At 64.5% G+C, this 22,976-nt stretch carries 23 protein-coding genes and 1 other RNA gene; 11 read left to right on the plus strand and 13 right to left on the minus strand.

Translation table 11 applies throughout. From position 1 onward, the window contains the following. Window positions 1–102: 102 nt before the first annotated feature. From M2336_RS16575 to M2336_RS16605, 7 genes are all read right to left on the minus strand, one after another. Complete coding sequence (locus tag M2336_RS16575) at window positions 103–426, minus strand: YbaB/EbfC family nucleoid-associated protein (protein ID WP_264570937.1); 324 nt, start codon at window positions 424–426, stop codon at window positions 103–105. Beyond that, entirely contained in the window at window positions 426–2,180 is a 1,755-nt protein-coding gene (locus tag M2336_RS16580) for a DNA polymerase III subunit gamma/tau (protein WP_264593212.1), read from the minus strand. Before M2336_RS16580 ends, M2336_RS16575 begins: the two co-directional genes overlap by 1 nt. 32 nt (window positions 2,181–2,212) lie before the next feature. Beyond that, window positions 2,213–3,121, minus strand: a complete 909-nt coding sequence (locus M2336_RS16585; RefSeq protein ID WP_264573328.1) for a DMT family transporter — start codon at window positions 3,119–3,121, stop codon at window positions 2,213–2,215. 150 nt (window positions 3,122–3,271) lie between these two features. Further along, an RNA gene (gene ffs / locus M2336_RS16590) (signal recognition particle sRNA small type) lies at window positions 3,272–3,369 on the minus strand. Between the two features lie 176 nt (window positions 3,370–3,545). Next, window positions 3,546–3,881, minus strand: a complete 336-nt coding sequence (locus M2336_RS16595; protein ID WP_264573329.1) for a 2Fe-2S iron-sulfur cluster-binding protein — start codon at window positions 3,879–3,881, stop codon at window positions 3,546–3,548. Then, window positions 3,878–4,984: a cysteine desulfurase family protein gene (locus M2336_RS16600; protein ID WP_264573330.1), complete on the minus strand. Its 1,107-nt coding sequence runs from the start codon at window positions 4,982–4,984 to the stop codon at window positions 3,878–3,880. Before M2336_RS16600 ends, M2336_RS16595 begins: the two co-directional genes overlap by 4 nt. Beyond that, window positions 4,981–6,033 carry a cysteine desulfurase family protein gene (locus M2336_RS16605; RefSeq protein ID WP_264573331.1) on the minus strand — a complete coding sequence of 351 codons (1,053 nt, stop codon included), beginning with the start codon at window positions 6,031–6,033 and terminating at the stop codon, window positions 4,981–4,983. Before M2336_RS16605 ends, M2336_RS16600 begins: the two co-directional genes overlap by 4 nt. Window positions 6,034–6,132: 99 nt before the next feature. Here M2336_RS16605 and M2336_RS16610 point away from each other — a divergent pair, with 99 nt between their 5' ends. The 3 genes from M2336_RS16610 (at window position 6,133) to M2336_RS16620 (ending at window position 7,995) form a co-directional block, all read left to right on the plus strand. Next, on the plus strand, window positions 6,133–6,924 hold the full coding sequence (locus M2336_RS16610) for a TSUP family transporter (RefSeq protein ID WP_264573332.1): 792 nt from the start codon (window positions 6,133–6,135) through the stop codon (window positions 6,922–6,924). 115 nt (window positions 6,925–7,039) lie between these two features. Next, window positions 7,040–7,696: an alpha/beta hydrolase gene (locus M2336_RS16615; RefSeq protein ID WP_181560275.1), complete on the plus strand. Its 657-nt coding sequence runs from the start codon at window positions 7,040–7,042 to the stop codon at window positions 7,694–7,696. Then, the gene (locus M2336_RS16620) at window positions 7,696–7,995 is read left to right on the plus strand and encodes a putative quinol monooxygenase (RefSeq protein WP_264573333.1); all 300 of its coding nucleotides are present in this window, start codon (window positions 7,696–7,698) and stop codon (window positions 7,993–7,995) included. The genes M2336_RS16615 and M2336_RS16620 overlap by 1 nt, the downstream gene beginning before the upstream one ends. Window positions 7,996–8,010: 15 nt before the next feature. Here M2336_RS16620 and M2336_RS16625 read toward each other — a convergent pair whose 3' ends face one another. Both M2336_RS16625 and M2336_RS16630 read right to left on the minus strand, forming a co-directional pair. Next, a complete protein-coding gene (locus M2336_RS16625; RefSeq protein WP_264573334.1) occupies window positions 8,011–8,892 on the minus strand; it encodes a DMT family transporter in 882 nt (293 codons plus the stop codon). Between the two features lie 112 nt (window positions 8,893–9,004). Continuing rightward, window positions 9,005–10,792, minus strand: a complete 1,788-nt coding sequence (locus M2336_RS16630; protein WP_264593213.1) for an ABC-F family ATP-binding cassette domain-containing protein — start codon at window positions 10,790–10,792, stop codon at window positions 9,005–9,007. Between the two features lie 139 nt (window positions 10,793–10,931). Here M2336_RS16630 and M2336_RS16635 point away from each other — a divergent pair, with 139 nt between their 5' ends. The 4 genes from M2336_RS16635 (at window position 10,932) to M2336_RS16650 (ending at window position 14,134) form a co-directional block, all read left to right on the plus strand. After that, window positions 10,932–11,666, plus strand: coding sequence for an SIMPL domain-containing protein (locus tag M2336_RS16635; RefSeq protein WP_264573336.1), 735 nt, complete (start codon window positions 10,932–10,934; stop codon window positions 11,664–11,666). 58 nt (window positions 11,667–11,724) lie between these two features. Then, entirely contained in the window at window positions 11,725–12,042 is a 318-nt protein-coding gene (locus M2336_RS16640; RefSeq protein ID WP_181560280.1) for a hypothetical protein, read from the plus strand. A gap of 48 nt (window positions 12,043–12,090) precedes the next feature. Next, window positions 12,091–12,756: a response regulator transcription factor gene (locus tag M2336_RS16645; protein WP_181560281.1), complete on the plus strand. Its 666-nt coding sequence runs from the start codon at window positions 12,091–12,093 to the stop codon at window positions 12,754–12,756. Between the two features lie 73 nt (window positions 12,757–12,829). After that, a complete protein-coding gene (locus M2336_RS16650) occupies window positions 12,830–14,134 on the plus strand; it encodes a sensor histidine kinase (protein WP_181561478.1) in 1,305 nt (434 codons plus the stop codon). Between the two features lie 4 nt (window positions 14,135–14,138). Here the strand turns inward: M2336_RS16650 and M2336_RS16655 are convergent, their stop codons facing one another. Then, window positions 14,139–14,543, minus strand: a complete 405-nt coding sequence (locus tag M2336_RS16655; protein WP_264573337.1) for a MerR family transcriptional regulator — start codon at window positions 14,541–14,543, stop codon at window positions 14,139–14,141. A 68-nt stretch (window positions 14,544–14,611) separates the two neighbouring features. Between M2336_RS16655 and M2336_RS16660 the strand changes: the two genes are divergently transcribed. After that, the gene (locus M2336_RS16660) at window positions 14,612–15,391 is read left to right on the plus strand and encodes a glutaredoxin (protein ID WP_264573338.1); all 780 of its coding nucleotides are present in this window, start codon (window positions 14,612–14,614) and stop codon (window positions 15,389–15,391) included. A gap of 49 nt (window positions 15,392–15,440) precedes the next feature. On the opposite strand, the gene purC is transcribed toward M2336_RS16660, so the two are convergent. Then, complete coding sequence (purC, locus tag M2336_RS16665; protein WP_181560284.1) at window positions 15,441–16,220, minus strand: phosphoribosylaminoimidazolesuccinocarboxamide synthase; 780 nt, start codon at window positions 16,218–16,220, stop codon at window positions 15,441–15,443. A 190-nt stretch (window positions 16,221–16,410) separates the two neighbouring features. Between purC and M2336_RS16670 the strand changes: the two genes are divergently transcribed. From M2336_RS16670 to M2336_RS16680, 3 genes are all read left to right on the plus strand, one after another. Then, window positions 16,411–17,652: a putative DNA modification/repair radical SAM protein gene (locus M2336_RS16670; RefSeq protein ID WP_264573339.1), complete on the plus strand. Its 1,242-nt coding sequence runs from the start codon at window positions 16,411–16,413 to the stop codon at window positions 17,650–17,652. Then, on the plus strand, window positions 17,649–19,073 hold the full coding sequence (locus M2336_RS16675) for a UdgX family uracil-DNA binding protein (protein ID WP_413715942.1): 1,425 nt from the start codon (window positions 17,649–17,651) through the stop codon (window positions 19,071–19,073). The genes M2336_RS16670 and M2336_RS16675 overlap by 4 nt, the downstream gene beginning before the upstream one ends. 1,072 nt (window positions 19,074–20,145) lie before the next feature. Beyond that, window positions 20,146–21,360: an ATP-dependent DNA ligase gene (locus M2336_RS16680; protein ID WP_264593214.1), complete on the plus strand. Its 1,215-nt coding sequence runs from the start codon at window positions 20,146–20,148 to the stop codon at window positions 21,358–21,360. Window positions 21,361–21,419: 59 nt separating this feature from the next. Here the strand turns inward: M2336_RS16680 and M2336_RS16685 are convergent, their stop codons facing one another. Further along, window positions 21,420–21,914 (minus strand): cupin, encoded by a 495-nt coding sequence (locus M2336_RS16685; RefSeq protein WP_264593215.1) that lies wholly within the window; start codon window positions 21,912–21,914, stop codon window positions 21,420–21,422. Then, window positions 21,911–22,720 (minus strand): exodeoxyribonuclease III, encoded by an 810-nt coding sequence (gene xth, locus M2336_RS16690; RefSeq protein WP_264593216.1) that lies wholly within the window; start codon window positions 22,718–22,720, stop codon window positions 21,911–21,913. The genes M2336_RS16685 and xth overlap by 4 nt, the downstream gene beginning before the upstream one ends. Window positions 22,721–22,976 lie beyond the last annotated feature (256 nt).

A 22,976-nucleotide genomic window follows, 5' to 3' on the forward strand; every position in this document is an offset into this window, starting at 1 on the left:
TGCATCATATCGTTCAGCCGCGCGCGCATTTCAACGGCGCGAAAAGCTACTGACTGCCGAACTGGTTAAGCACGGGTAAAAACTATCGCCTTTTTACGCCGATCAGAAGGGCATCTTGAAGCCCGGCGGCAGCGGCAGACCAGCAGTCATCTTGCTCATCTGCTCGTTGGCGGCTTCATCCGCCTTGGCGCGCGCATCATTGAAAGCGGCGACAATCAGGTCTTCCAGCATCGTTTTGTCGGCTGGCACGATCAGGCTCTCATCGACCGAAAGGCCAAGGATGCGCCCCTTGGCGCTCGCCCGCACCTTGACCAGTCCGCCGCCGGAAGCACCCTCGACCTCGATGTTATCGAGTTCAGCCTGCGCCTTCTGCATTTCCTCCTGCACCCGGCTGGCCATGCCGAGAATGTCGTTGAGGTCCTTCATCAGCCTTCACTCCTATATTGCTCATCTTCCGGGTCCACGAGCCGTGCTCCGGGGAATGCTTCCAGCGCGGCAGCCACGATGGGCGCAGCGCTGATCTGGGCAAGCCGCGCTTCCTTGGCGGCCTGCTCCTGCTCGCGCAGGCTTGGCTGGCCGTGGGCATCCGTCGAGCGGACATCCCAGACCTCGCCCGTCACCTCACGCAGCGCCGCCGCTACTTGCCGGGGGAAATCGGCGTCGAGCGGCTGGAGGATGCGGAAGGCCAGTTCCGGCGGAGCATAATGCACAAGGCTCACATAATCATGCAGCTCCGCGCTGAGCCGGGCATGGCGCGCCTTGAGCGCCTCGATCATCGCGGCAAAATCCGTCGGCAGCGCTGGCGTTGCCGCTTCCGACTCCGGCTCAGGCGCGGCTGGCGGCGCGGGCGGCGGCGGAGCGCTTGGGACCGGCTGGGCCGCTTCGCTCAACGTCCCACTGGGCGCAGGGGCCGGCATCGTCGGGCTCGCCTGCCCACCACCGGCACCGTCGCGGATGAGCCGCGCCAGTTCGGCCGGGTCCGGCATGGCTGAGGCGTGGATCAGCCGCAGCAGCGCCATTTCGCAGGCCGCGTGGGGCCGCGCGGCAGCGGCAACCTCGGCATGGCCCTTGAGCAGCAATTGCCACAGCCGGTGCAGCACGGCGAAAGACAATTGCTCTGCCCAACCGGCAATCGCGCCGCGCTCGGCCTCCGGCATGCGGTCGAGGCCGGCACCGCGGCCGGCCTTGGCGGTCGTCGCCGCATGGATGAGGTCGAGCAAGGCATTCACCGTGGCGAGCGGCTCAACGCCGAGCGCTTCCTGCTCGCCCAATGTCGCCAGCACCGCCGGCGCATCGCCATCGAGAATCTGGTCGAACAGCCGCCGCGTCGCGCCGCGATCCGACAGGCCGAGCATTTCGCGAACCTGATCGGCCTGCACGAAGGGCCGGCCATCCTCGCCAACCCCGGCGTGGGCAATCGCCTGATCGAGGATCGACTGGCCATCGCGCGCCGAGCCTTCCGCGGCGGTGGCAATGAGGCGCAGGGCATCGTCCTCGGCAACGACGCCTTCCTTGCCGCAAATCATGCGGAAATTATCGACCAGCAGCTCCACCGGGATGCGCCTCAGGTCGAAGCGCTGGCAGCGGGAGAGCACCGTGATCGGCACCTTGTTCACCTCGGTGGTGGCGAACAGGAACTTCACATGCTCAGGCGGCTCCTCAAGAGTCTTGAGCAACGCATTGAAGGCATTGCGCGAGAGCATGTGCACTTCGTCGATGATGTAGATCTTGAACCGCGCCGAGACGGCCGCGTAGCGCACCGCCTCGATGATCTCGCGCACATCGTCGACACCGGTATGGCTGGCTGCATCCATCTCGATCACATCGATATGGCGCCCCTCGGCAATCGCCTTGCACGGTTCGCATACGCCGCAGGGATCGATCGTCGGCCCGCCCTGCCCGTCCGGCCCGACGCAATTGAGCGCCTTGGCGATCAGTCGCGCGGTGGACGTCTTCCCCACCCCGCGCACGCCGGTCATCAGGAAGGCGTGGGGCAGACGCTCGCGCTTGATCGCATTGGCGAGCGTGCGCACCATCGCTTCCTGGCCGATCAGTTCGGCAAAGGTCTGCGGGCGATAGGCGCGGGCGAGCACGCGGTAGGCCGGTGCATCAGGCGCGGCCAAGGGCGGCCGGGGCGGCTCGCCGAGGTCGAAGCCCGGATCATCTGAGGAATCGGTCATTGCGTTCGTTCTAGCCGTACTCGCGCCGGAAGTTAATGCGCCATCGGGGCGCGGACGGATCGGCGCAGGAAGGGCAGCGCGATGCCAATGAAGATCAGGCCCATGCCGGCAAGATGGTAGCCATGCAGCGGCTCGTCCAGCAGCAGCGCCGCCAGCAGCGCGCCGAACACCGGCTGCAGGTTGATCACCTGACCAGCATCGCCCGCCCCGATCTGCTCCACCGCCAGGTTGAACAGAAAGTAGGCGACCAGCGAGGGCAGCAGGATGACATAGGCCACGCCCGCCGCAACACCCGGCGTCATGATCACCCGCGCGTGCGTCAGCTCATAAGCGGATAGCGGCGCCATGCACAGCACGCCGATAAAGGCAGTGATCGCCAGAAAGCTCAGGCCATGAATCTTGGGCCGCAGGCGCAGAAACACCGTGTAGAGCGACCAGAGCGTGACAGCGCAAAGCACGAGCAGATCGCCCCGGTTGAACACCATGGCGAACAGGGCCGACGGATTGCCTTGCAGGATGATCGTGAGCACGCCGGCAGCGGCCATGATCACACCCGCCACCTGCACGGCGCGGGGCCGATTGCGAAAGAACAGGAAATCGAACAGCAGAACCAGCGCCGGAATGGCTGCCTGGATGAGCAGGCTGTTCGCCGCCGTCGTATATTGCAGGCCGGAATACATGAACGCGTTGAAGCAGCCGACGCCGATCACGCCGAGGAACAGGATGATCTTCCAATTGGCTTTCGCCACGGGCCAGTCCTGCCGCAAATAGCGCCAAGCGACGGGCAGGGCTATCAGGGTCGCGCCGCTCCAGCGCCAGAAGGCCAGCGTGAAGGGCGGCATTTCTTCATGGATCGCCCGCGCGACCACGGAGTTGCCGGACCAGAGCAGCATCACCAGCACCAGCATGAGATAGACGATGGTTCGGGATCTGCCGGCCATGAACTCAGTCCTTTCACGCGCGCCGCTCAGCCACGAAAGCGCGGCCTGCCTATGACGCCATGCCCATGACGCCCTATCCTGCCCCCGGCAAGTCCGCGCGCAGGTTCGCAAGCAGAAGAGCGCTGCAGAACAAGGACATTGCGATGGGAGGTAGGTGGAAGCCGGAACGACCCGCAGCGAATTCGTTGTGGCTGCTTCCGTCAGGACCTGACCAGGTTGGCGAAGACTACGTCCGCCCGACTTCCGCGGCGCATATGGCGGCATGAGGCGGGAAATGCAAGCGGCGCGAGGCCAGCCGTGAGGTCACTTTCCCGTCAATCCCGCCAACGCGGGAATCCAGGAGCGGAAGAGCGGTTCAGCTGGTTCTGGATTCCTTGTTCACGAAGATGACGGAGAACGACGGGAGTGGCCAGCCTGCCCTGCCTCACGCCCCCTGCATGTTCCGGCTCTCGGCGGGAATGTGCACGGTCAGCGTCTCCAGCGCGTCACTCAGCACGATTTGGCAGGAGAGCCGGCTTGTCCGAGTGGTGGAGGCGGCCAGATCGAGCATGTCCTCCTCATCCTCGCTGGCGCGGGGGAGCTTGCTGAAGTGCTCCGCGTCCACGATCACATGGCAGGTGGAGCAGGCCATCTGCCCCTCGCAGGTGCCTTCCAGCGGCTGGCCGGCGGCCTGCGCTACCTCGAGCAGAATGTCGCCCGCGCTGGCCTCCACTTCCTGCACATGTTCGCCATTGGCGCTGATGAAGCGGACTAAGGTCATGCGGGCACTCCCTGTGCGTCGGCGGCCTTATTGAGCAGGCTCGCGGCTTCTTCCAGATCGGCCATGCTGGTGTAGCGCCCCATGCCGATCCGCAAGGAACTGCGCGCCTCTGCATCGCTAAGGCCCATGGCCTTGAGCACATGGCTCGGCCGGCCGGACCCGCTTGCGCAAGCAGACCCGAGGGAAACGGCCACCGTCCGCACGTCCGAGATCAGCCGCGCCGCGTCCAGCCCCGCCCGGCGGAGATTGAGATTGCCATGATAGCGCGCCTCGCCGGTACCATTGAGGTGCCAATCCGCAAACAGCTCCAGCGCGCGCGTCCAGAGCGCTTCGACATGGGCGAGGTCGGCATAGCGGCGCTGCGCCGCCAGTTGCGCGGCCACACCGAAGCCCGCGCACAGCATGGGCGAGAGCGTCCCCGGCCTCACCCCCTGCTCCTGCCCGCCACCATGCATGAGCGGCGGCAGGTCGAGCCCTTCGCGCAGCCACAGAGCGCCCACGCCCTTGGGGCCGTGGATCTTGTGGGCACTGATCGCGATCAGGTCCGCCTGAGGAGTCGCAAGTCGGCCAAAACCCTGCACGGCGTCGCACAATGTCGGCACGCCAGCCGCGCGCGCGATCACGAACAGCCGGTCGAGTGGCTGCACCACGCCGATCTCGTTGTTCGCCTGCATTACCGCAAGCAGGGCGGCTCGCTCGTCGATCGCCGCCTCGGCAATCTCCAGATCGACCAGCCCGTCGGCATTCACCGGCACGATCACCGGCTCGAAACCCTCGCGGCGCAAGGCCATCACCGTATCGAGCACGGCGGCATGTTCGGTCGCCACCGTCACCACCCGCCGCCGGCTGTGCGGAGCGGCCCGCGCGGCGCCGATAATGGCCATGTTCAGCGCCTCCGTCGCGCCGCTTGTGAAGATCAGGCGGCCATCCGCCCGGCCCAGCGCATCAAGGATGCGGCCCCGCGCCAGCTCGACATCCGCCGCCGCAATGCGGCCGATGCGATGCGCGCTGTTCGGATTGCCATAATGATCCATCGCGGCCACCATGGCATCCGCAACCTCCGGCGCCAGCGGCGTGGTGGCTTGGTAATCGAGGTAGATCATCGTCTTGCGTTCCCGTGCGCGATGGCCTGCCACTCAGTGAGAAAATCGTCAATGTCGGCCGCGCACGTGTCATGCCCCATAGTGACACGGATCACCTCGGCGGCCTCAGCCTGCGGCCAGCCCATGGCTGCCAGCACATGGCTGGTGCGCAAGCTGCCCGATGAGCAGGCGCTGCCTGCCGAAACCGCAATCCCGGCCATGTCGAAGCGGATGAGCTGCGCTTGCGCGGACACGCCGGGCATTCGGTAGCTGGCAATGGTCGGCAAGCGCGGGGAAGCGTCCGCCACGATCTCACCGCCGGCTGCGAGAATAGCCGCGTTCATCCGCTCGCGCCAACCGGCGACGTCAGCCAACCAGTCGCGCGGAGCTTCCAGCGCCGCCGCAAAGCCTAGCGCCAGCGGCATGGCCTCGGTGCCGGCGCGGTAGCCCTGCTCCTGTCCGCCGCTCGGCGCCAGCAGCGTCAGATCCCGTACCAGCAGCGCACCAATGCCGATCGGTCCGCCCAGCTTGTGCGCGCTCAGAACGATCAGGTCCGGACCTTTCGGAAGCGGCATCTTCCCAGCCGATTGGCTGCAATCGGCCAGCAGCAGGCCATTTTGCGCGTGGATGCGCTCGGCGAACGCCTCCAGCGGCTGGATCACGCCGGTCTCGCTATTGACCTGCTGGATCGCGATCAGCGTACCCGGCGCAATGGCATCGGGCAGGCACACGATCCCGTCATGATCGACCGGCAGCCGGCGATCCTCCGGGATGTGGCGCAGCACAGCATCATGTTCGCTCGCCCCTGCCAGCAAGGGAGACGCCTTTGCGCGCGTCAACGCGATAGCCAGCGCCTCGCTCGCGCCGGCGGTGAACAGCACATGCCCATCCCAATCGAGCGCCTGCGCCACGCGGCGGCGAGCATCCTCCAGCATGGCGCGCGCCTGTCGACCGGCAGCATGCGGCGACGAGGGATTGGCCCAAGCATCGAACCCGGCCAGCATCGCCGCGCGAGCCTGCGGCAGCAGCGGTGTGGTCGCGGCATGATCGAGATAGATGCGTCGGCTCATCGCCCCTTCCCTACAGGCCCGCCGCGCCGCGGCAAATGGATTTGCCCTCTGGTGCAATCAGCCATGTTGCGGCGCAGCACAGACCTGATATGCGAAGGCATGGATCCCGCCTTCGACATCATCCTCATCCTCATGGCGGTGGCGTTTCTCGCTGCGACCATCGACGCCATGGCGGGCGGCGGCGGCCTCGTCACCATTCCCGCGCTGCTGGCGGCGGGCATCCCGCCCGTGGCTGCGCTGGCGACCAACAAGCTCCAGAGCAGCTTTGGCACCTGCGGCGCCGTCATCGCCTTCGCCCGGCGCGGACATATTGATTTCCGCCGCTTCGCCTTACCGGCGCTGGCGTCATTTATCGGCTCTGCGGGCGGCGCGTTTCTGGTCACCCGGATCGATTCCGGCTTTCTCTCCGCGCTGCTGCCGATGCTGCTGATCGCGATGGTGCTATATTTCCTGCTCTCGCCACGCATGAGCGATGAGGACAGGCACAGCCGCTTCGGCCCGCTCGCGCTCATCGTCACAGCGGCGATCATCGGCGGCTATGACGGCTTTTTCGGGCCCGGCACCGGCTCCTTCTTTACCACCGCGCTGGTCGGACTGTTCGGCCTGGGCCTCATCCGCGCCGTAGCCCATACCAAGCTGCTCAATTTCGCCAGCAATTTCTCTAGCGTCATTGTCTTCATCATCGGCGGGCATGTGCTCTGGATCACCGGCCTTGCCATGGCGGTCGGCAGCATCGCAGGCGGGCAATTCGGCGCCTATCTCGCGATCCGCTTCGGCGCCGGAATCGCGCGGCCCCTGCTGATCGTCATGTCCCTCGCGCTCACCACCAAGCTGCTGCTGGACCCGACGAACCCCTTGACGGCCGCTGCTCTGGGCTGGCTCCGGGGCTGAAGCGGGCGCCCTCAACCAGAAACATTGCGAAAATCGCGCTTCCGCCTATATAAGCGCGCGTCCCGCGTCGTCGGCCAGTCTCGGTCGCCCGCTCCCATTTCAAGTCTCAGGTGCCATGCCCGACGTCATTTTTCCCGGTCCCGAAGGCCGTCTCGAAGGTCGTTTCAGCCCTCCGCCCCGCCCGCGTGCGCCCGTTGCGCTGATCCTGCATCCGCACCCGCAGGGCGGCGGCACGATGAACGATCGCATCACGCAAGCACTCTACAAGACCTTCGTGAAGCGCGGTTTTGCGACGCTGCGGTTCAATTTCCGGGGTGTCGGTCGCTCGCAGGGCGTGTTCGACAATGGCATCGGCGAGCTCTCCGATGCCGCCGCCGCGCTCGACTGGATCCAGAGCTTCCACCAGGAAGCGCAGACGACGTGGATCGCCGGTTTCTCGTTTGGCGCGTGGATCTCCATGCAGCTGCTGATGCGCCGGCCGGAAGTGCGCGGCTTCATCTCCGTCGCGCCGCCGGCGAACATGTACGACTTCTCGTTCCTCGCGCCCTGCCCCGCGTCCGGCATCATCGTGCAGGGTGTGAACGATGAGGTGGTTTCGGCCGCCTCCGTTCAGAAGCTGGTCGACAAGCTGCGCACGCAGAAGGGCATCACCATCCATCATGACGAGATCCGCAACGCCAATCACTTCTTCGAGCATGAGCTCGACCAGCTGATGATGAGCGTCGACAACTATCTCGACATGCGCCTTGCCCCGGATTCGCCGATCCGCTGATGCTGATCCTCGCCGGGACCGTTCGCTTGCCGCCGGAGAACTTGGCCGCAGCGCGTCTGGTGATCGCGCGGATGGTCGCGGCCAGCCGCGCGGAGCCGGGTTGCATCGCCTACAGCTTCGCCGAGGATCTCGAGGCACCCGGTCTTCTGCGCATCTTCGAGGTCTTTCGCGACCGCGAGGCCCAGCAGGCCCATGCCGCGAGCCAGCACATGAAGGACTGGCGCGCCACATGGGAAGACCTCGGCATCGGCGACAAGCAGATCACCCATTATGAGGTTTCGGCCACCTCGGAGGGCTGATACGGGCGGGTGCGTTCACACTGTTGCGGGCGGAGTCCGGCGGCGGCGCTTCAGCACGATCAACATGCCGGCGCTGCCGATCGTGAGCATTCCGATTATCGCCACCGGATCGGGCACATGCCGGAACACGATCCAGCCCAGCACCGTCGCCCACAGCACCTGCAGATACGTGATCGGCGCCAGAGTCGAAGCCGGGGCATGGCGAAAGGCCGCCGTGAACAGATAATGTCCCACCCCGCCCCACAGGCCCAGCGACGCCAGCAGCGCGCCTTCCAGCAGCGTCGGCATCCGCCCCGCCCAGTAGAAGGGCGCCACCGCGCCGAAGACGAGGCTGCCCACGGCGGCACTGTAGAAGAGCAGCGCGAAGGTCTTTTCGGTCGCCGCGAGCGTGCGGGACATCAGCTGATAGGTGCCATTGAGCATGGCGGCGCCCAGAGCGAGCATGACGCCCACGACATCCAGCCCGCCACCCGGCCGTGCAATCAGCACAACGCCGGCGAGCCCCAGCAACACAGCGCCCCAGCCCCGCAGCCCGACCTCTTCCCCGAGCAGCAGCCCCCCGCCCAGCGCGACCAGCGTCGGCGCCAGAAACATGATCGCCGTCGCTTCACCGACCGGCATGCGGGTGAGCGCCAGCGCCATCAGCACGGAGGCACAGGCGAGGCAGCAGCCACGCAGCCAAACGAGCGCGGTGCGCGTCGTGCGCACCATCTCCCGCCCGCCGCGCGGCGCCATGACGACGAGCATCAACAAGAGGTTGCCGATGAAACGCGCCGCCACGATCACCGGCGCCTCGAAATGCGCGGTGAGCACTTTCGTGGTCGTATCCAGCGCCGCGAACAGCAGCAGAGCGGCGGCGCAGAGCAGAATTCCCCGAATCGGTTGAGTGCTGGTCATCTGAATGCTCGTCGGCGACAACGTCCCCGCCGACCATGGCTGGGCACGTCGAAAATCTTGATCGGGGCGATCTGGTCAAAGACAGCCGAACGCCACGCAACCCTTGCCGGGCTCAACCCTGCAGGGCCTCGACCTGCTCGGCCAACTCCAGCCAGCGCTCCTCGGCCGCATCCTTTTGCGCGCGCGCCTTTTCGATCGTCGCGCTCAACTCGGCGAAGCGCTTGGGATTCTTGGCATAGAGATCGGGGTCGGCGAGCGCGGCTTCATCGCGGGCAATCGCCGCCTCGAGCGCCTCGATCTGACCCGGCAACAGATCATAATCCCGCTGGTCCTTGTAGCTGAGCTTCGCCGCCTTGGGCGGCGGTGGCGCCGCCGGCGTATCCGCCTTCGCAGCTGATCGCTTGCCGGCCGCATTGGGCTTTTGGCGCTTGGCTTCCCAGTCCGCATAGCCGCCGGCGATCACATCGATCCGGCCCGAGCCATCCAGTCCCAGCGTCACCGTCACCGTGCGGTCGAGGAAGTCGCGATCATGGCTGACGATCAGCACCGTACCGTCATAATCGGCAATCACTTCCTGCAACAGATCGAGCGTTTCCAAGTCGAGATCGTTAGTCGGCTCGTCCAGCACCAGCAGGTTGGATTCGCGCGCAAACTCCCGCGCCAGCAGCAGGCGCGAACGCTCGCCGCCCGAGAGCGTGCCGATCTTCGCCTCGGCCAGCGAGGGATCGAACAGAAAGTCCTTGAGATAGCCGTGGACATGCTTGCGCACGCCCCGCACATCGATCCAGTCGCCACCCTCGGCCAGCACATCCCGCACCCTTTTGTCCGGCTGCATGAGCGAGCGTTGCTGGTCGATCACGATGCCGTCCAGCGTCTTGGCCAGCGTGATGGTGCCGCTATCGGGCTGCAGATCGCCGGTCAGCAGGCGCAGCAGCGTCGTCTTGCCGGCCCCGTTGCCGCCGACGATGCCGATGCGGTCACCGCGCTGAATACGGATCGAGAAATCCTTGATGACCGCGCGGTCGCCGAACTGCTTGGTGACATGTTCGGCGGTGATGACGCTCTTGGTCTTGGTGTCGTTGGCGGTGACCTCCAGCTTGGCGCCGCCCTGCGGGCCGATCATCGCCGCGCGCTGGGCGCGCATCTCCCAGAGCTTGGCCAGCCGGCCCTGATTGCGCTTGCGCCGCGCCGTGACGCCGCGCTCCAGCCAGTGCGCCTCGATCTTCAGCTTCGCGTCGAGCTTCTCGGCCGCGCGGGCCTCGTCTGCATAGGCCTTTTCCATCCAGGCCTCGAACCCGCCAAAGCCGATCTCCTGCCGCCGCAGGCTGCCCCGGTCGAGCCAGAGCGTGGACCGGGTGAGGCGCGTGAGGAAGGTCCGGTCATGGCTGATCACGATGAACGCGCCATTGAAGCGCGTCAGCCAGTCTTCCAGCCAGGTGATCGCGGCGATATCGAGATGGTTGGTCGGCTCGTCGAGCAACAGGATATCGGGCTCGCTCGCCAGTGCCCGGCAAATCGCCGCCCGCCGGCGCTCGCCGCCCGACGCGGTCGCCGCCGCGCGGGAGAGGTCGATGCCGAGCTGGTCCGCAATCGCTTCCACCTCATGCGCCGCCGGCGCCTTGGCGCCAGACGTGGCGAAATCATGCAGCGTTGCGAAGGCGGAGACGTCCGGGTCCTGCTCCAGCATCACCACATGCCGTCCCGGCACGACCGAGCGCTTGCCTTCATCCGGTTCCACCGTGCCAGCAATCAGCTTGAGTAGCGTCGTCTTGCCGGCGCCGTTGCGGCCGATCAGCGCCAGGCGATCGCGCTCGCCGACATGAATATCCAGACTACGGAACAGCCAGCCGGCGCCCTGGATGAGACCGAGATTCTCGAAGGAAAGAAGTGGCGGGGCCATGGCAAGGCGCTAAAACAGATGCAGGCGGCGGGAGCAAGGGCTGAGGCGCCAGATGAACGGGAAGAAACTCGATGGGTCAGGATGCGTTCAGAAGCTTCAGCCCATTTCTATGGCCATCACACAAAAGGGAAAATGTTCCATGCGTCGTTTGCCAATTCTGCTCGCTGCAACTGCCGCTCTCATGACGCCGGCGATCGTCTCGGCCCAGCCGCAACCGCCGGCACCCCAGGCAGCCAAGGGCCCGCTGCTGAGCCTGAGCGTCAGTGAATCGGTGAACAGCGCGCCGGATATGGCGACCATCAACACCGGCGTGCAGACCCGCGCGATGTCAGCAAAGGATGCGATGGCGCAGAATGCCACCCAGATGGACAAGCTGATCGCTGCGCTTGTGAAGGCTGGCATCGCCCGCAAGGACATCCAGACCAGCGGCATCAACCTCAACCCGCAATATGATTATAGCGACCGCACAGATGGCAAAGGTCCGCGCTTCATCGGCTATGAAGCCAGCAACCAGCTCACCGTCGCAGTCCGCAAGCTGGATAGCGCAGGCGATCTGATCGACTCGCTGGTCGCAGCGGGCGCAACCAACATCAATGGCCCGAGCTTTGGCATTGCCGAGCCGGACAAGCTGCTCGATCAGGCCCGCACCAAGGCGCTAAAAACCGCGCAGGCCCGCGCAAACCTGTATGCGCAGGCGACCGGCTTCCGCACCGCGCGCCTGGTGAGCATCTCCGAAGGTGGCGGTTTCGCGCCGCCGCCGATGCCGATGATGGCTATGCGCGACTCTGCTGCAGCGGCGCCGCAGACCAAGATCGAGCCCGGTGAGATCGCCACCTCGATTTCCCTCAACGTCCAGTATATGCTGGAACCCTGAACGGGGGACAGATGGGACATTCAGCGCTTGTTCAATGCTTGATGGCTAACACGGCATCATGAAACATCTTTCATCCTCTCTTCTGCTCGGCGGGCTGATGGCACTGGCGGCCACCAGCCTCCCGGTTTCGGCGCAGAGCTTTGCGCGGGGCGATGACCAGCGGGCGGCGCGGCGCGCCATGCTCGACGGTGAGGTGATGCCGTTTTCGATCATCAAGCGTCGTGTCGAGCGCGAGATCAGCGACGCCCAATATGTCGGCGTCGCCCCATCCGTTCGCGAAGGCGTGTACCGGATGCAGTTCCTCCAGCAGGATGGCAAGGTCATCTGGGTTGATGTGGACGGCAAGACCGGCAATATCATCGGACGGACGCGCTGATCCGGCCGGATCGCCTGCGCACGCTCCCTCATTCGGAAAGGAAAAGCCATGCGTCTGCTGATCGTCGAAGATGAGCCGACCTTGGGCAAACAGCTCAAGTCCACGCTCGAAGGCGTCGGCTATGCCGTCGACTTGGCGACCGATGGCGAGGACGGCCATTTCCTCGGATCGACCGAGAGCTACGACGCGATTATCCTGGATCTGGGCCTGCCGGAAATCGACGGTCTGACCGTGCTCGACCGCTGGCGCAAGGAAGGCTCGGCGGTGCCCGTGCTTGTGCTGACAGCGCGGGATAGCTGGTCCGACAAGGTGGCCGGGCTCGATGCCGGTGCAGACGATTATCTCGCCAAGCCGTTCCAGAGCGAGGAACTGATCGCCCGCCTGCGCGCGCTCATTCGCCGCTCGTCCGGCAATGCCTCGTCCGAGCTCATCGCCGGCAGCGTGCGGCTGGATACCCGCTCGGGCAAGGTCACGCTGAACGGCGAGCCGGTGAAGCTGACCGCGCAGGAATATAAGCTGCTCTCCTACCTGATGCACCACAAGGGCAAGGTGGTGAGCCGCACCGAACTGATCGAGCATATTTACGATCAGGATTTCGACCGGGATTCCAACACCATCGAAGTGTTCGTCACGCGCATTCGCAAGAAGCTGGGTGCCGATGTGATCTCCACCATCCGCGGTCTTGGCTACAGCCTGGAGGACCCCGCTGGCTGAACCGGCGCCGCAAGACGCGGAGACGGCGCCCGCGCCAGCCTCCAGCCGCAGCACCGGATCGCTCAGCCGCCGCATTCTCGGCATCTCGGCCATCTGGATCGGCCTGCTGTTGCTCGGCGGCGCGCTGGCGCTCGACCGGGTGCTGGTGAGCACCGTCACGCGCACCTTCGATGACGGCTTGTCCTATGTGCTGACCGCCATGATCTCCTCGGCGGAGATCGGCCCGGAAGGCGAAGTGCTGTTCAATCGGCCGCTCGCCGACCAAAGGTTTCTGGAGCCGGCGAGCGGGCTCTATTACCAGATCAGCGGTCAGGGCCATGAAGACTGGCGCTCGCGTTCGCTATGGGACCGGGCGATCCGCGTCACGCCGGGCATGACCACCAATCCCGGCGAGGGGATGGACAGCAACCAGTTCCCCGATGAGCCGCTGCGCCTGATGGCTCGCACCGTGATCCTGCCGGGCAGCAATACGCGGTGGATTTTCATCGTCGCGCAGGCCCGCGAGGGCCTGGACGCGCAGATCCACGCGCTGCGGGCCACGCTGTTCAACAGCTTCGTCATTCTTGGCGTCGGGCTGATCATATTGGCCGGCTTGCAGGTGTTCTTCGGCCTGCGGCCGCTGCGCCATATCCGCCGCGAAATCGCGCGCATGAGGGATGGCGAGAAAAGCCGCGTAACCGTGCCGCTCCCGCGGGAGGTCCAGCCGCTGGTCGAGGAATTGAACGCGCTGCTCGCCCATAACGAGCAGCAGGCGGAGGAAGCCCGCCGCCACGCCGGCAATCTCGCCCACGCGCTCAAGACGCCGCTGACGGTCGTGATGAACGCCGCGACGGCCCAGTCGCCCGACCTGGCCACGACAGTGGTGCGGGAAACCGGGACGATGCGCCGCCAGATCGACCACCATCTTGCCCGCGCCCGTGCCCTCGGCCGGCGCGGCGCGGCGCAGAGCCGCACATTGGTGTGGCCGAGCCTCGAAGCGGTGGAGCGCGCCGTCGAGCGCCTCTACCCGGATGTCCGCATCGACCGCGACGGCGCGCAGACGGCCGTCGTCCGCGTCGAGCGGCAGGATCTAGACGAGCTGCTCGGCAATCTGGTCGAGAATGCCGCCAAATATGGCGGCGGCAGCGTGTTCGTCACCGTGGTGCAGAGCACGCCCTGGGTCGACATTCTCGTGGAGGACGACGGCATGGGCATTCCCGAGGCCGCGCGCGAACGCATCTTCGATCGCGGCGTGCGGCTGGATAGCGGCAAGCCCGGCACCGGCCTTGGCCTCGCCATCGTGCGCGATGTCGCGGAAATCTACGGTGGCTCTGTCACGCTGGATGAGAGCGAGGACCTAGGCGGCCTGATGGTACGCCTGCGCCTGCCGGCCGGATAAGGCCTCACACGCCGAAGGATTGCAGGATCGGGCACGGCCCTTCTTCGGAACGGGCACAGGTCCGCGCGAGTTGGCGCAGCGAGGCGCGGGCCGCTTCGAGTTGCGCGATCCTTTCATCGAGCTGGACCAGCCGCTCTTCCGCCAGAGCGCGCGCGCGGGCGCGATCCTGCCCCGCGTCCAGCGACAAAAGCGTGCGGATTTCTTCCAGCGTAAAGCCGGCCTGCTGCGCCGCCCGAATGAAGCGCAGCCGCCGGACATCCTCCTCTCTATAGCGCCTTATGCCCCCGGACAGATCATTGCCGGCCTGTTTCTCAGGCGTAGGGAGCAGCCCCTTGCGCTGGTAGAAGCGGATCGTCTCGACCCCCACACCGCCGGCTTTCGCCAGACCCGAAATGCTGATCGCCGCCATGCTTGACTCCGTACCATGGTACAGACCCTATATGGGGTGCATGGACTTCTCAGCAAGGATGAGCGTCAATGCCTGAACCCCGAAACCCGAAGGGCCGCAAGGCTGTCCTCTATCGGATGGTCATGCCGACCCACATCTGCCCCTATGGCCTCAAGGCGCTCCACCTGCTGCGCAGCAAAGGCTATGATGTCGAGGATCGCTGGATCGAAACCCGCGCCCAGCAGGAAGCCTTCAAGGCCGAGCATTATGTGACCACCACGCCGCAGGTGTTCATCGACGGTCAGCGGATCGGTGGCCATGATGACTTGCGCCGCTTCCTGGGCCTCAGCGTCAAGGATCCGAACGCGACGAGCTATACGCCTGTTCTGGTCGTCTTCGCTGTTGCGGCGCTGATCGCGCTGACGATCGATCTGTTGACGGCCGCGCCGCTGCTCAGCCTGCTCACCCTCGAGCGCTTCATCTCCGTGACGATGATCCTGCTGGCGATGCTCAAGCTGCAGGATGTGGATCGGTTCGCGACCATGTTCCTGGGCTATGATCTGCTGGCCCGCAAATGGGTGCCCTATGCCTCAATCTATCCGTTCGCCCAATTGGGCGCCGGCGTGCTGATGCTCGCGGGGGCCCTGCCCTGGCTCTCGGTACCAGTCGCCGCGTTCATCGGCGGCATCGGCGCGGTCTCGATCTACAAGGCTGTCTATGTGGAGAAACGCAGCCTCAAATGTGCCTGCGTTGGCGGCGGGACCAATGTGCCACTCGGCTTCGTCTCGCTGACCGAAGACCTGTTCATGGTCGCCATGGCCCTGTGGATGGGCCTCAATGCCTGGGTGCTGCCCGGCGCGGCGATGTAAAGGCGCGGGAGCCGGGCGCCGCTGATGAGCGCCCGGCCCGAAACGTCTCTTACTTGCCGCGCTTCTTGCGGTGGCTCTCCAGATCGAGAACGTCGTTCTCAAGGCCCTCGGGCAGCAGGCCCAAGCGGCGCGCGACTTCCTGATAGGCCTCGACCTCACCGCCCAGATCGCGGCGGAAGCGGTCCTTATCCAGCTTCTCGTTAGTGGCCATATCCCACAAGCGGCAGCCATCGGGGCTGATCTCGTCGGCCAGAATGATGCGCGAGAAATCGCCATCCCAGATGCGGCCGAACTCCAGCTTGAAGTCGACCAGACGGATGCCGATGCCGGCGAACAAGCCGCTCATGAAGTCGTTTACGCGGATCGCCATGTCGGCGATGTCGTGCATCTCTTCCTGGCTCGCCCAGCCGAAGCAGGCGATATGCTCTTCGGTGATCAGCGGATCGCCGAGCGCATCATCCTTGTAATAATATTCGATGAGCGTGCGGGGCAGCTGCGTGCCCTCCTCAATGCCCAGCCGAGTGGAGAGCGAGCCAGCAGCGACATTGCGCACCACGACCTCGATCGGCACGATCTCGACCTGACGGATGAGCTGCTCGCGCATGTTCAGCCGCTTGATGAAGTGGGTGGGCACGCCGATGTTCGCGAGCAGCGTGAAGACATGCTCGGAAATCCGGTTATTCAGCACGCCCTTGCCGGAGATCGTCCCCTTCTTCTGCGCATTGAAGGCGGTCGCATCGTCCTTGAAATACTGGATCAGCGTGCCGGGCTCGGGACCTTCATAAAGGATCTTCGCCTTGCCCTCATAAATCTGGCGACGACGGGACATGTGCGGGTGCCTACTCATCAGTTGTAAAAATCAAGGCCCCGGCGGCGCGAATCAGCGAGGATCAGCGGACACCGGGGCTCTTCCCCAGCGCATAGCGCAAGGCACATGGCAGTGCAATTTTCAGACGAACCGAGCCGGGCTGGCCTGCTCGGTGCTTGCCGCCCCAGCCGCTGGAACATATAAAGAACAAATGAAACAGGAGACGATTACGGATCGGCTGGCGATCCTTGCGGACGCCGCCAAATATGATGCCTCCTGCGCATCGTCCGGCACGGCCAAGCGCAACAGTCGCGATGGCAAGGGGATCGGCTCGACCGAAGGCATGGGCATCTGCCATGCCTATGCGCCGGACGGGCGCTGCATCTCGCTGCTCAAGATCCTGCTCACCAATCATTGCATTTTCGACTGCCATTATTGCGTCAACCGCAAAAGCTCGAACGTGCGGCGGGCGCGCTTTACGGCGCAGGAAGTGGTCGAGCTGACGCTCAACTTCTACCGGCGCAATTATATCGAGGGCCTGTTCCTCTCCTCGGGCATCATCAAGTCCGCCGACCATACGATGGAGCAGCTGATCGAGGTCGCCCGTGCCTTGCGGGAGGATCATGGCTTCAAGGGCTATATCCACCTCAAGACGATCCCCGAGGCCGATCGCGCGCTGGTCGAGCAAGCGGGCCTGTGGGCGGACCGCGTCTCGATCAATGTCGAACTGCCGACCGAGCGCGGCCTGACCGATCTGGCGCCCGACAAGAATGGCGGGCAGATCGAAGGCGCGATGGCGCGGCTCGGTTCGGCCATGGTGGAGGCGAAGGATGCGCGCAAACGCTTCAAGCATGCGCCGATGTTCGCGCCCGCCGGCCAATCTACCCAGATGATCGTCGGCGCGGATGGCGCCAGCGACACGCAGATCATCGGCCGGGCCAGCGAATTGTACGACCGCCATCGCCTGCGCCGCGTCTATTATTCCGCCTTCAGCCCGATCCCCGATGCCAGCGCCGTTCTGCCGCTCAAGCGACCGCCCCTGATGCGCGAGCATCGGCTTTATCAATCCGACTGGCTGATCCGCTTCTACGGATTTTCGACAAGCGAGGTGCAGACCGCGACGGACGATGACGGGATGCTGGCGCTCGACATCGACCCCAAGCTGGCCTGGGCCTTGCGGCACCGGCAGGATTTTCCGGTCGACATCAATCTGGCCTCGCGCGAAAAGCTCCTGCGCGTGCCGGGACTGGGCACGCGGGCGGTGGCTGCCATCCTGCAAGCCCGCCGCCATCATCGTCTCCGGCTGGATGATCTCGCCCGGCTCACTCGCACGGTCACCAAATTGCGGCCGTTCATTGTCACGGCCGACTGGCGCCCGACTGGCTTGATCGACACGGCAAACCTGCGTGCCCGGCTGGCCCCGCCACCTCGCCAGATGGAACTGTTCAGGTGAAGCCGGCCCCGCTCCTGCGTCAGCCCGCGCTGTTCAATGCCGAGCTGGATGACGCCCATGATTTCGACACATGGCGCGATCTGGCCCGCGCCCTGGTCTTGCAGGGCGTCGGTCCGGAGCATATCCGCTGGGCAGCGGCATCGGACGGCGCGCGGGATTTGTTCGCGTCCAAAGACACGCCTGAGCCTGCTCCATCACCCCGCCCGGTCACGGCCAACAAGCGCTTCATCGAGTTGGCCCGCAAGGTGATCCTGCACAGCTCGGATACACGGTTGGCGCTGCTCTATCGCCTGTTGTGGCGCCTGCAAAGCGACCCGCACCTGCTTGAAAAGACGAGCGATGCCGATGTGCACGCCCTCACGCAGTTGGAGCGGCAGGTGCGCCGCGACATTCACAAGATGAGGGCGTTCGTGCGGTTCCGGCTGGCCCAGGATCCCGATGGAACGGACCGCTACGTGGCCTGGTTCGAGCCGGATCATGCCATCGTGCGCGCCAACGCCCCGTTTTTCCTCAATCGGTTCGCGAGCCAGCGCTGGTCCATCCTGACGCCCGATCTCAGCTTGCACTGGGATGGCGCTCAGCTCGCGGAGGGGCCGGGCGCCGACGCCCGGGATGCCCCCGGCGAAGACGAGATCGAAGGGCTTTGGCAGCGTTATTATGCCTCCATCTTCAACCCCGCGCGGCTCAAGGTGGCGATGATGGTGAAGGAAATGCCCCGGCGATACTGGAAGAACCTGCCGGAAGCCGCGTTGATCCCTGCGTTGATTGCCGGCGCGCAGGCCCGCGAGGCTCAGATGGTCGATCAAGGCGCCGATCCCTTCCAGCGCCCGCCCCCGACGTCCCTCAGTGAGATTGCCGAGGGCATCTCGACCTGTACGGCCTGCTCGATCGGCTGCAACGGCACGCGCGCCGTCGCTGGCGAAGGGCCCGGCAACGCGCGGCTGATGATCGTGGGCGAGCAGCCGGGCGATTTCGAAGAGCAGGAGGGCCGGCCTTTTGTCGGTCCGGCGGGGCAGTTGCTCGACGGGCATCTGGAGACGGCGGGGTTCGATCGTGCCGAAATCCGGCTGACCAACGCCGTCAAACATTTCAAATTCGAGCAACGCGGCAAGCGACGTCTCCACCAAAACCCGACCGCGGGGGAGATCGACCATTGCCGCTGGTGGCTCGATGCCGAAAGACGGATCGTTCAACCAACGATCGTGCTGGCCTTGGGCGCCAGCGCCGGGCGCGCCCTGCTAGGCCGGACACCCAGCATCGCCAAGGAGCGCGGCCGGCCCTATGAGCTCGCGGATGGCAGCCAGCTCTGGCTGAGCGCCCATCCCAGCTATCTGCTGCGCCTGAGCGGAGAGGCGCAAGCGCGAGAACAAAATTTGTTCGCGCGCGATCTGGCGGCGGTCCGCGTGGCGCTGCAAGGTTGAGAGCGCAAGAGACGCGGTGCGACGGCCCCTGATGTTGCGCATAGGCCTGCGGAGATCGCTTGGAATAAAAAGGGAGCGGCAGGCCATCGAACTAACCATCACCCGATCGCAGCGAACGCAAGCACCCAGGGGCGAAATCGGCAACGACGGAGGCGAGGGGCACGCGCCGTCGGCACCAGCGCTCATTTGTAAGTGGCGGAGAGGGTGTACGCCAAAATTCTATGTTATTTAAAGATTATTTCATGACCTCCTTCGATGGTCATAAAAATCGTCATAAGTTCGCATAGTGCGTTGGCACTAGAGCGTTACGCCACCTTCGGTTGAGCTAGGTTTGTTGCTCGCGCCCTCCGTCATGAGGCTTTGACCCAAGGACAAGATCCTTCGCGGCCGCCATGCGCGCCGCCTCTTTAAGACGCCGATTAAAGGATGCGACCAACCGCGATCATGCGCTTCGTGTCGCCGAGCGAGGGAAGCACGCGCGAGCATCGCTTTCCGCACCCCTAAAGATCGCCTCGCAACAATTTCGCGGCGAGGACAACGAAGCCTGGTCCGACGAGATTGTCCGCTGGACGGGCCCTGAAGTCCTCCACCCCGATCCCGTCTTGCGCCAGCAAACCGGCTGGCCGGGAATCGAACCTGGCAGCGAGCGATGGGAAAGTGTTCGCGCAACTGCCGCCTTCAGAGATGACATTACAAGCTGCGAGATTGACCTGACGGCGCCAACGAATAGCGAGCTGTTCGTTTTTTCACTAGCTGGTCCGCCTAAGCGTCGCCTTCCGCAGGCAGCAGCACGACCAGCCGGAAATCGGGATGCCCCATTGGCGCCAACGGCATCTGCTTAGCCTGCACTGCGCCTCGCACCGGATTACCCTGTCCGCTCCTGAGCAACTTCGCCATTCAGAGTTGGATGCCCGTATGGCCGCTCAGGTCTGAATCGATGACAGCTTTCAGCAACCGCCCATCGACCCTTTGAACAACGCTATTACGACCAATGTCCCCTGCCCCACCCTCCGCTAAGGCCGTGGACATAGCCAAGAGAGCGCTCGGTGGCGGGGTCCCGTGCGATGGAACGATGGAGCGGCCCATCTCAATCGGCACATGGCTCGTAACACCGCATATGCTGAAAGGTACGCCGGTCTGCCGACTGAATGGACTGCCAGCCCGGGCAACCGCTCTCCCCGCCAGGGGTTATCCTGGCATGGCTCGCTCGAAATCAACCCATACTGACGACAGCAAGGCTCCGCTTGCGCCCATGGAAGCGGTTTTGGTCGAGGAACTGCCCTCCCCACCCGGCTGGCAGTATGAACCCAAATGGGATGGCTTTCGCGCGATCGCTGCGCGCGAGGGCGACAATATCGAGATCTGGTCCAAATCGGGCAAGCCGCTCGGCCGCTACTTTCCGGAAATGATTGCCCATATTCGCAACCTTCCTGAGAAGCACCTGCTCCTTGACGGCGAACTGGTGATCCCGATCGGCGATCATCTCTCCTTCAATGTGCTTCAGGCTCGCCTCCATCCCGCTGCCTCGCGCATCGCCAAGCTCTCGAGGGAGACACCCGCGCAGCTTATCCTGTTCGACGCGCTGGCAATCGGCAGCAGCAACCTTCGCGACAAGCCGCTGGCGGAACGACGGGGCGCGCTTGAGGCGCTATACAGCTCGATAGTCAACTCATCACTGATCCTGTCGCCGGCCTCGACATCGCTGGAGCAAGCCAAAACCTGGCTAGCCGAAACGGGCGGCGCCCTTGATGGCGTGATCGCCAAGGCGCTCGACGAGCCCTATCGACCAGGGGAACGCGCGATGCGGAAGGTGAAGCAATTGCGCACGGCCGATTGCGTGGTTGGCGGATATCGCAAGACTGCCAAGGGCGATGTCGCCTCACTGCTCCTTGGGCTCTATACTCAGACTGGTCATCTCGATCTTGTCGGATTTAGCTCGGGTTTCCCCGCCACCGAGCGCAAGGCGCTGATCAAAGCACTCAAGCCGCATGAAGGCGGGCCGGGGTTTACCGGAAAGGCGCCCGGCGGACCCAGCCGCTGGAATCCCGACAAGAGCGGTGATTATATTGCTCTCGACCATGGGCTGGTCGCCGAGGTCATTTATGACCAGATCACCGCAGGCCGGTTCCGCCACGGCACCCGCTTTCGCCGCTGGCGCCCTGACAAAGCGCCCGTGCAATGCACGTTCGATCAGTTGGTGCGAGAGTTGAAGCCTGCCGAACTCATTCAACTCGTTGAAAAGAGCAAGGAAATGAGGAAGAAACTTCCGCCCGAAGACCTGACCTAAGCGAACGGGACGACGCGGATCGAGGCACTGAAGCAGAGCTGTCCCGCGACTGATCCTTCTTATGCCCCGTTTTGCGTGCCCGTTTCGCCAGTCACGGGATCGCGACGGGGTTCAGGCACAGCGGCCATTCGGGCCTCGGCGGCATCGTCGGGCCCTTCCCGGCAGATGTCCCAGCTCAGCCCTTTCGGGTACGCGCCAACAACCTGAAAATCTTCGCTGGACGCGACGCAGCGGTGGCCGGTGCCGACGGGCAACATCACCGCATCGCCCGCCACGACTTCGATCTGCCGGCCATCGGGTCCGCCGAGTTCGAGCATCGCCCTTCCGGCAAACACGCCGAGCGCTTCATGCGTGGTCGAATGATAATGATGATAGTCGAACACACCGTCACGCCAGTCGGGCAACCAGCCGTTCTCCGCGAACAGCGCTTCGAACCGTTCGGCCAAATCCGAGTTACCGCCCTGCAATACGCCGCGATAGACGATTACGGGCAACCGATCGTTGTTCGGCACCCAGCCGTTTTTGCCCAGGAGGAAGCTTTCAGTCTCCATCATGACATAGCTTTCGGGATTCTTTTGCGTTTGGGCTTATCGGCAAGCTCGATCCAAACTGGCGCATGGTCGCTCGTTTTTTCCCAGCTACGCACATGGGCGTCAACCTGAGCATCGACCAGTCGGCTGGCGAGGGCCGGGCTGAGCAGCAGATGGTCTATTCTAAGGCCTGCATTTCGGCCGTAGGCGTTCCGGAAATAATCCCAGAAGGTGTAGATGACTTCGCCGGGATGAAGCGTGCGAAGCGCATCTTTCCAACCTTGGTCCAGCAACCGGAAATAGGCCGCCTTCACCTCAGGCGCGAACAGGGCGTCGTCGAGCCAGCGCTCGGGCTTATAGACGTCCAGATCGGTGGGCATGACATTGAAGTCACCAGCAAGCATTACTGGCAGCCCGGTTTCGAGTAACCCGGCAGCGTGATCGATCAGCCGCTCGAACCAGCGCAGCTTATAGTCGAATTTGGGGCCAGGTCGGGGATTGCCATTCGGGAGATAAAGCCCGCCAATCAGGATACCGTTGACCGCCGCCTCGAGGTACCGGCTTTGGCTCGGGTCCGGGTCATCGGGAAGCCCTCGCCGGGTCTCGTGAATTTCTCCGACGCGGCTCAGCATCGCGACGCCGTTCCAGGATTTCTGGCCGTGCCAGATGACATCATAACCAAGATCGCGGATGGCGCCTTCGGGAAAGCGCTCCTGCGGTGCCTTCAACTCCTGGAGCACGACGACATCGGGTTCAGCTTCTTCCAGCCAACGGAGGAGGACAGGCAGCCGGCCGTTGACGCCATTCACATTGTAGGTCGCGATCTTCACCGCCGAGCACCCGCATGTCCGGCAGCATCCCGTCGGCGGCCGCCCAAGCCCATGAAGAACCCTGGACCGACGCGCTTCATCTGCGCCACATCATGAATCCCGCCAATGGCATATCCACGAAATCCTTTGGCATGAGAGTCGTTCCAGCTTGGTCTAAGGAAGGTTCCAGCGGCCCAACGCACGTCGCTCACCCGCGGAAATGCTCGTTGAGCCGAGCGCAACCGCCGCTAAGGACGCGTTTACTTGCGGGGACACA

It is taken from the genome of Sphingobium sp. B1D7B (assembly GCF_025961965.1).
Taxonomy (GTDB): domain Bacteria; phylum Pseudomonadota; class Alphaproteobacteria; order Sphingomonadales; family Sphingomonadaceae; genus Sphingobium.

What these genes read in the sequence shown, in the direction of transcription:
- M2336_RS16580 (WP_264593212.1), bottom strand. Translation starts at nt 2,180, where the DNA reads ATGACCGATTCCTCAGATGATCCGGGCTTCGACCTCGGCGAGCCGCCC.
- M2336_RS16630 (WP_264593213.1), bottom strand. Translation starts at nt 10,792, where the DNA reads ATGGCCCCGCCACTTCTTTCCTTCGAGAATCTCGGTCTCATCCAGGGC.
- M2336_RS16585 (WP_264573328.1), bottom strand. Translation starts at nt 3,121, where the DNA reads ATGGCCGGCAGATCCCGAACCATCGTCTATCTCATGCTGGTGCTGGTG.
- M2336_RS16595 (WP_264573329.1), bottom strand. Translation starts at nt 3,881, where the DNA reads ATGACCTTAGTCCGCTTCATCAGCGCCAATGGCGAACATGTGCAGGAA.
- M2336_RS16610 (WP_264573332.1), top strand. Translation starts at nt 6,133, where the DNA reads ATGGATCCCGCCTTCGACATCATCCTCATCCTCATGGCGGTGGCGTTT.
- M2336_RS16655 (WP_264573337.1), bottom strand. Translation starts at nt 14,543, where the DNA reads ATGGCGGCGATCAGCATTTCGGGTCTGGCGAAAGCCGGCGGTGTGGGG.
- M2336_RS16670 (WP_264573339.1), top strand. Translation starts at nt 16,411, where the DNA reads ATGAAACAGGAGACGATTACGGATCGGCTGGCGATCCTTGCGGACGCC.
- M2336_RS16615 (WP_181560275.1), top strand. Translation starts at nt 7,040, where the DNA reads ATGCCCGACGTCATTTTTCCCGGTCCCGAAGGCCGTCTCGAAGGTCGT.
- M2336_RS16680 (WP_264593214.1), top strand. Translation starts at nt 20,146, where the DNA reads ATGGAGCGGCCCATCTCAATCGGCACATGGCTCGTAACACCGCATATG.
- M2336_RS16575 (WP_264570937.1), bottom strand. Translation starts at nt 426, where the DNA reads ATGAAGGACCTCAACGACATTCTCGGCATGGCCAGCCGGGTGCAGGAG.
- M2336_RS16645 (WP_181560281.1), top strand. Translation starts at nt 12,091, where the DNA reads ATGCGTCTGCTGATCGTCGAAGATGAGCCGACCTTGGGCAAACAGCTC.
- M2336_RS16685 (WP_264593215.1), bottom strand. Translation starts at nt 21,914, where the DNA reads ATGATGGAGACTGAAAGCTTCCTCCTGGGCAAAAACGGCTGGGTGCCG.
- M2336_RS16600 (WP_264573330.1), bottom strand. Translation starts at nt 4,984, where the DNA reads ATGATCTACCTCGATTACCAAGCCACCACGCCGCTGGCGCCGGAGGTT.
- M2336_RS16605 (WP_264573331.1), bottom strand. Translation starts at nt 6,033, where the DNA reads ATGAGCCGACGCATCTATCTCGATCATGCCGCGACCACACCGCTGCTG.
- M2336_RS16660 (WP_264573338.1), top strand. Translation starts at nt 14,612, where the DNA reads ATGCCTGAACCCCGAAACCCGAAGGGCCGCAAGGCTGTCCTCTATCGG.
- purC (WP_181560284.1), bottom strand. Translation starts at nt 16,220, where the DNA reads ATGTCCCGTCGTCGCCAGATTTATGAGGGCAAGGCGAAGATCCTTTAT.
- M2336_RS16640 (WP_181560280.1), top strand. Translation starts at nt 11,725, where the DNA reads ATGAAACATCTTTCATCCTCTCTTCTGCTCGGCGGGCTGATGGCACTG.
- M2336_RS16620 (WP_264573333.1), top strand. Translation starts at nt 7,696, where the DNA reads ATGCTGATCCTCGCCGGGACCGTTCGCTTGCCGCCGGAGAACTTGGCC.
- M2336_RS16635 (WP_264573336.1), top strand. Translation starts at nt 10,932, where the DNA reads ATGCGTCGTTTGCCAATTCTGCTCGCTGCAACTGCCGCTCTCATGACG.
- M2336_RS16625 (WP_264573334.1), bottom strand. Translation starts at nt 8,892, where the DNA reads ATGACCAGCACTCAACCGATTCGGGGAATTCTGCTCTGCGCCGCCGCT.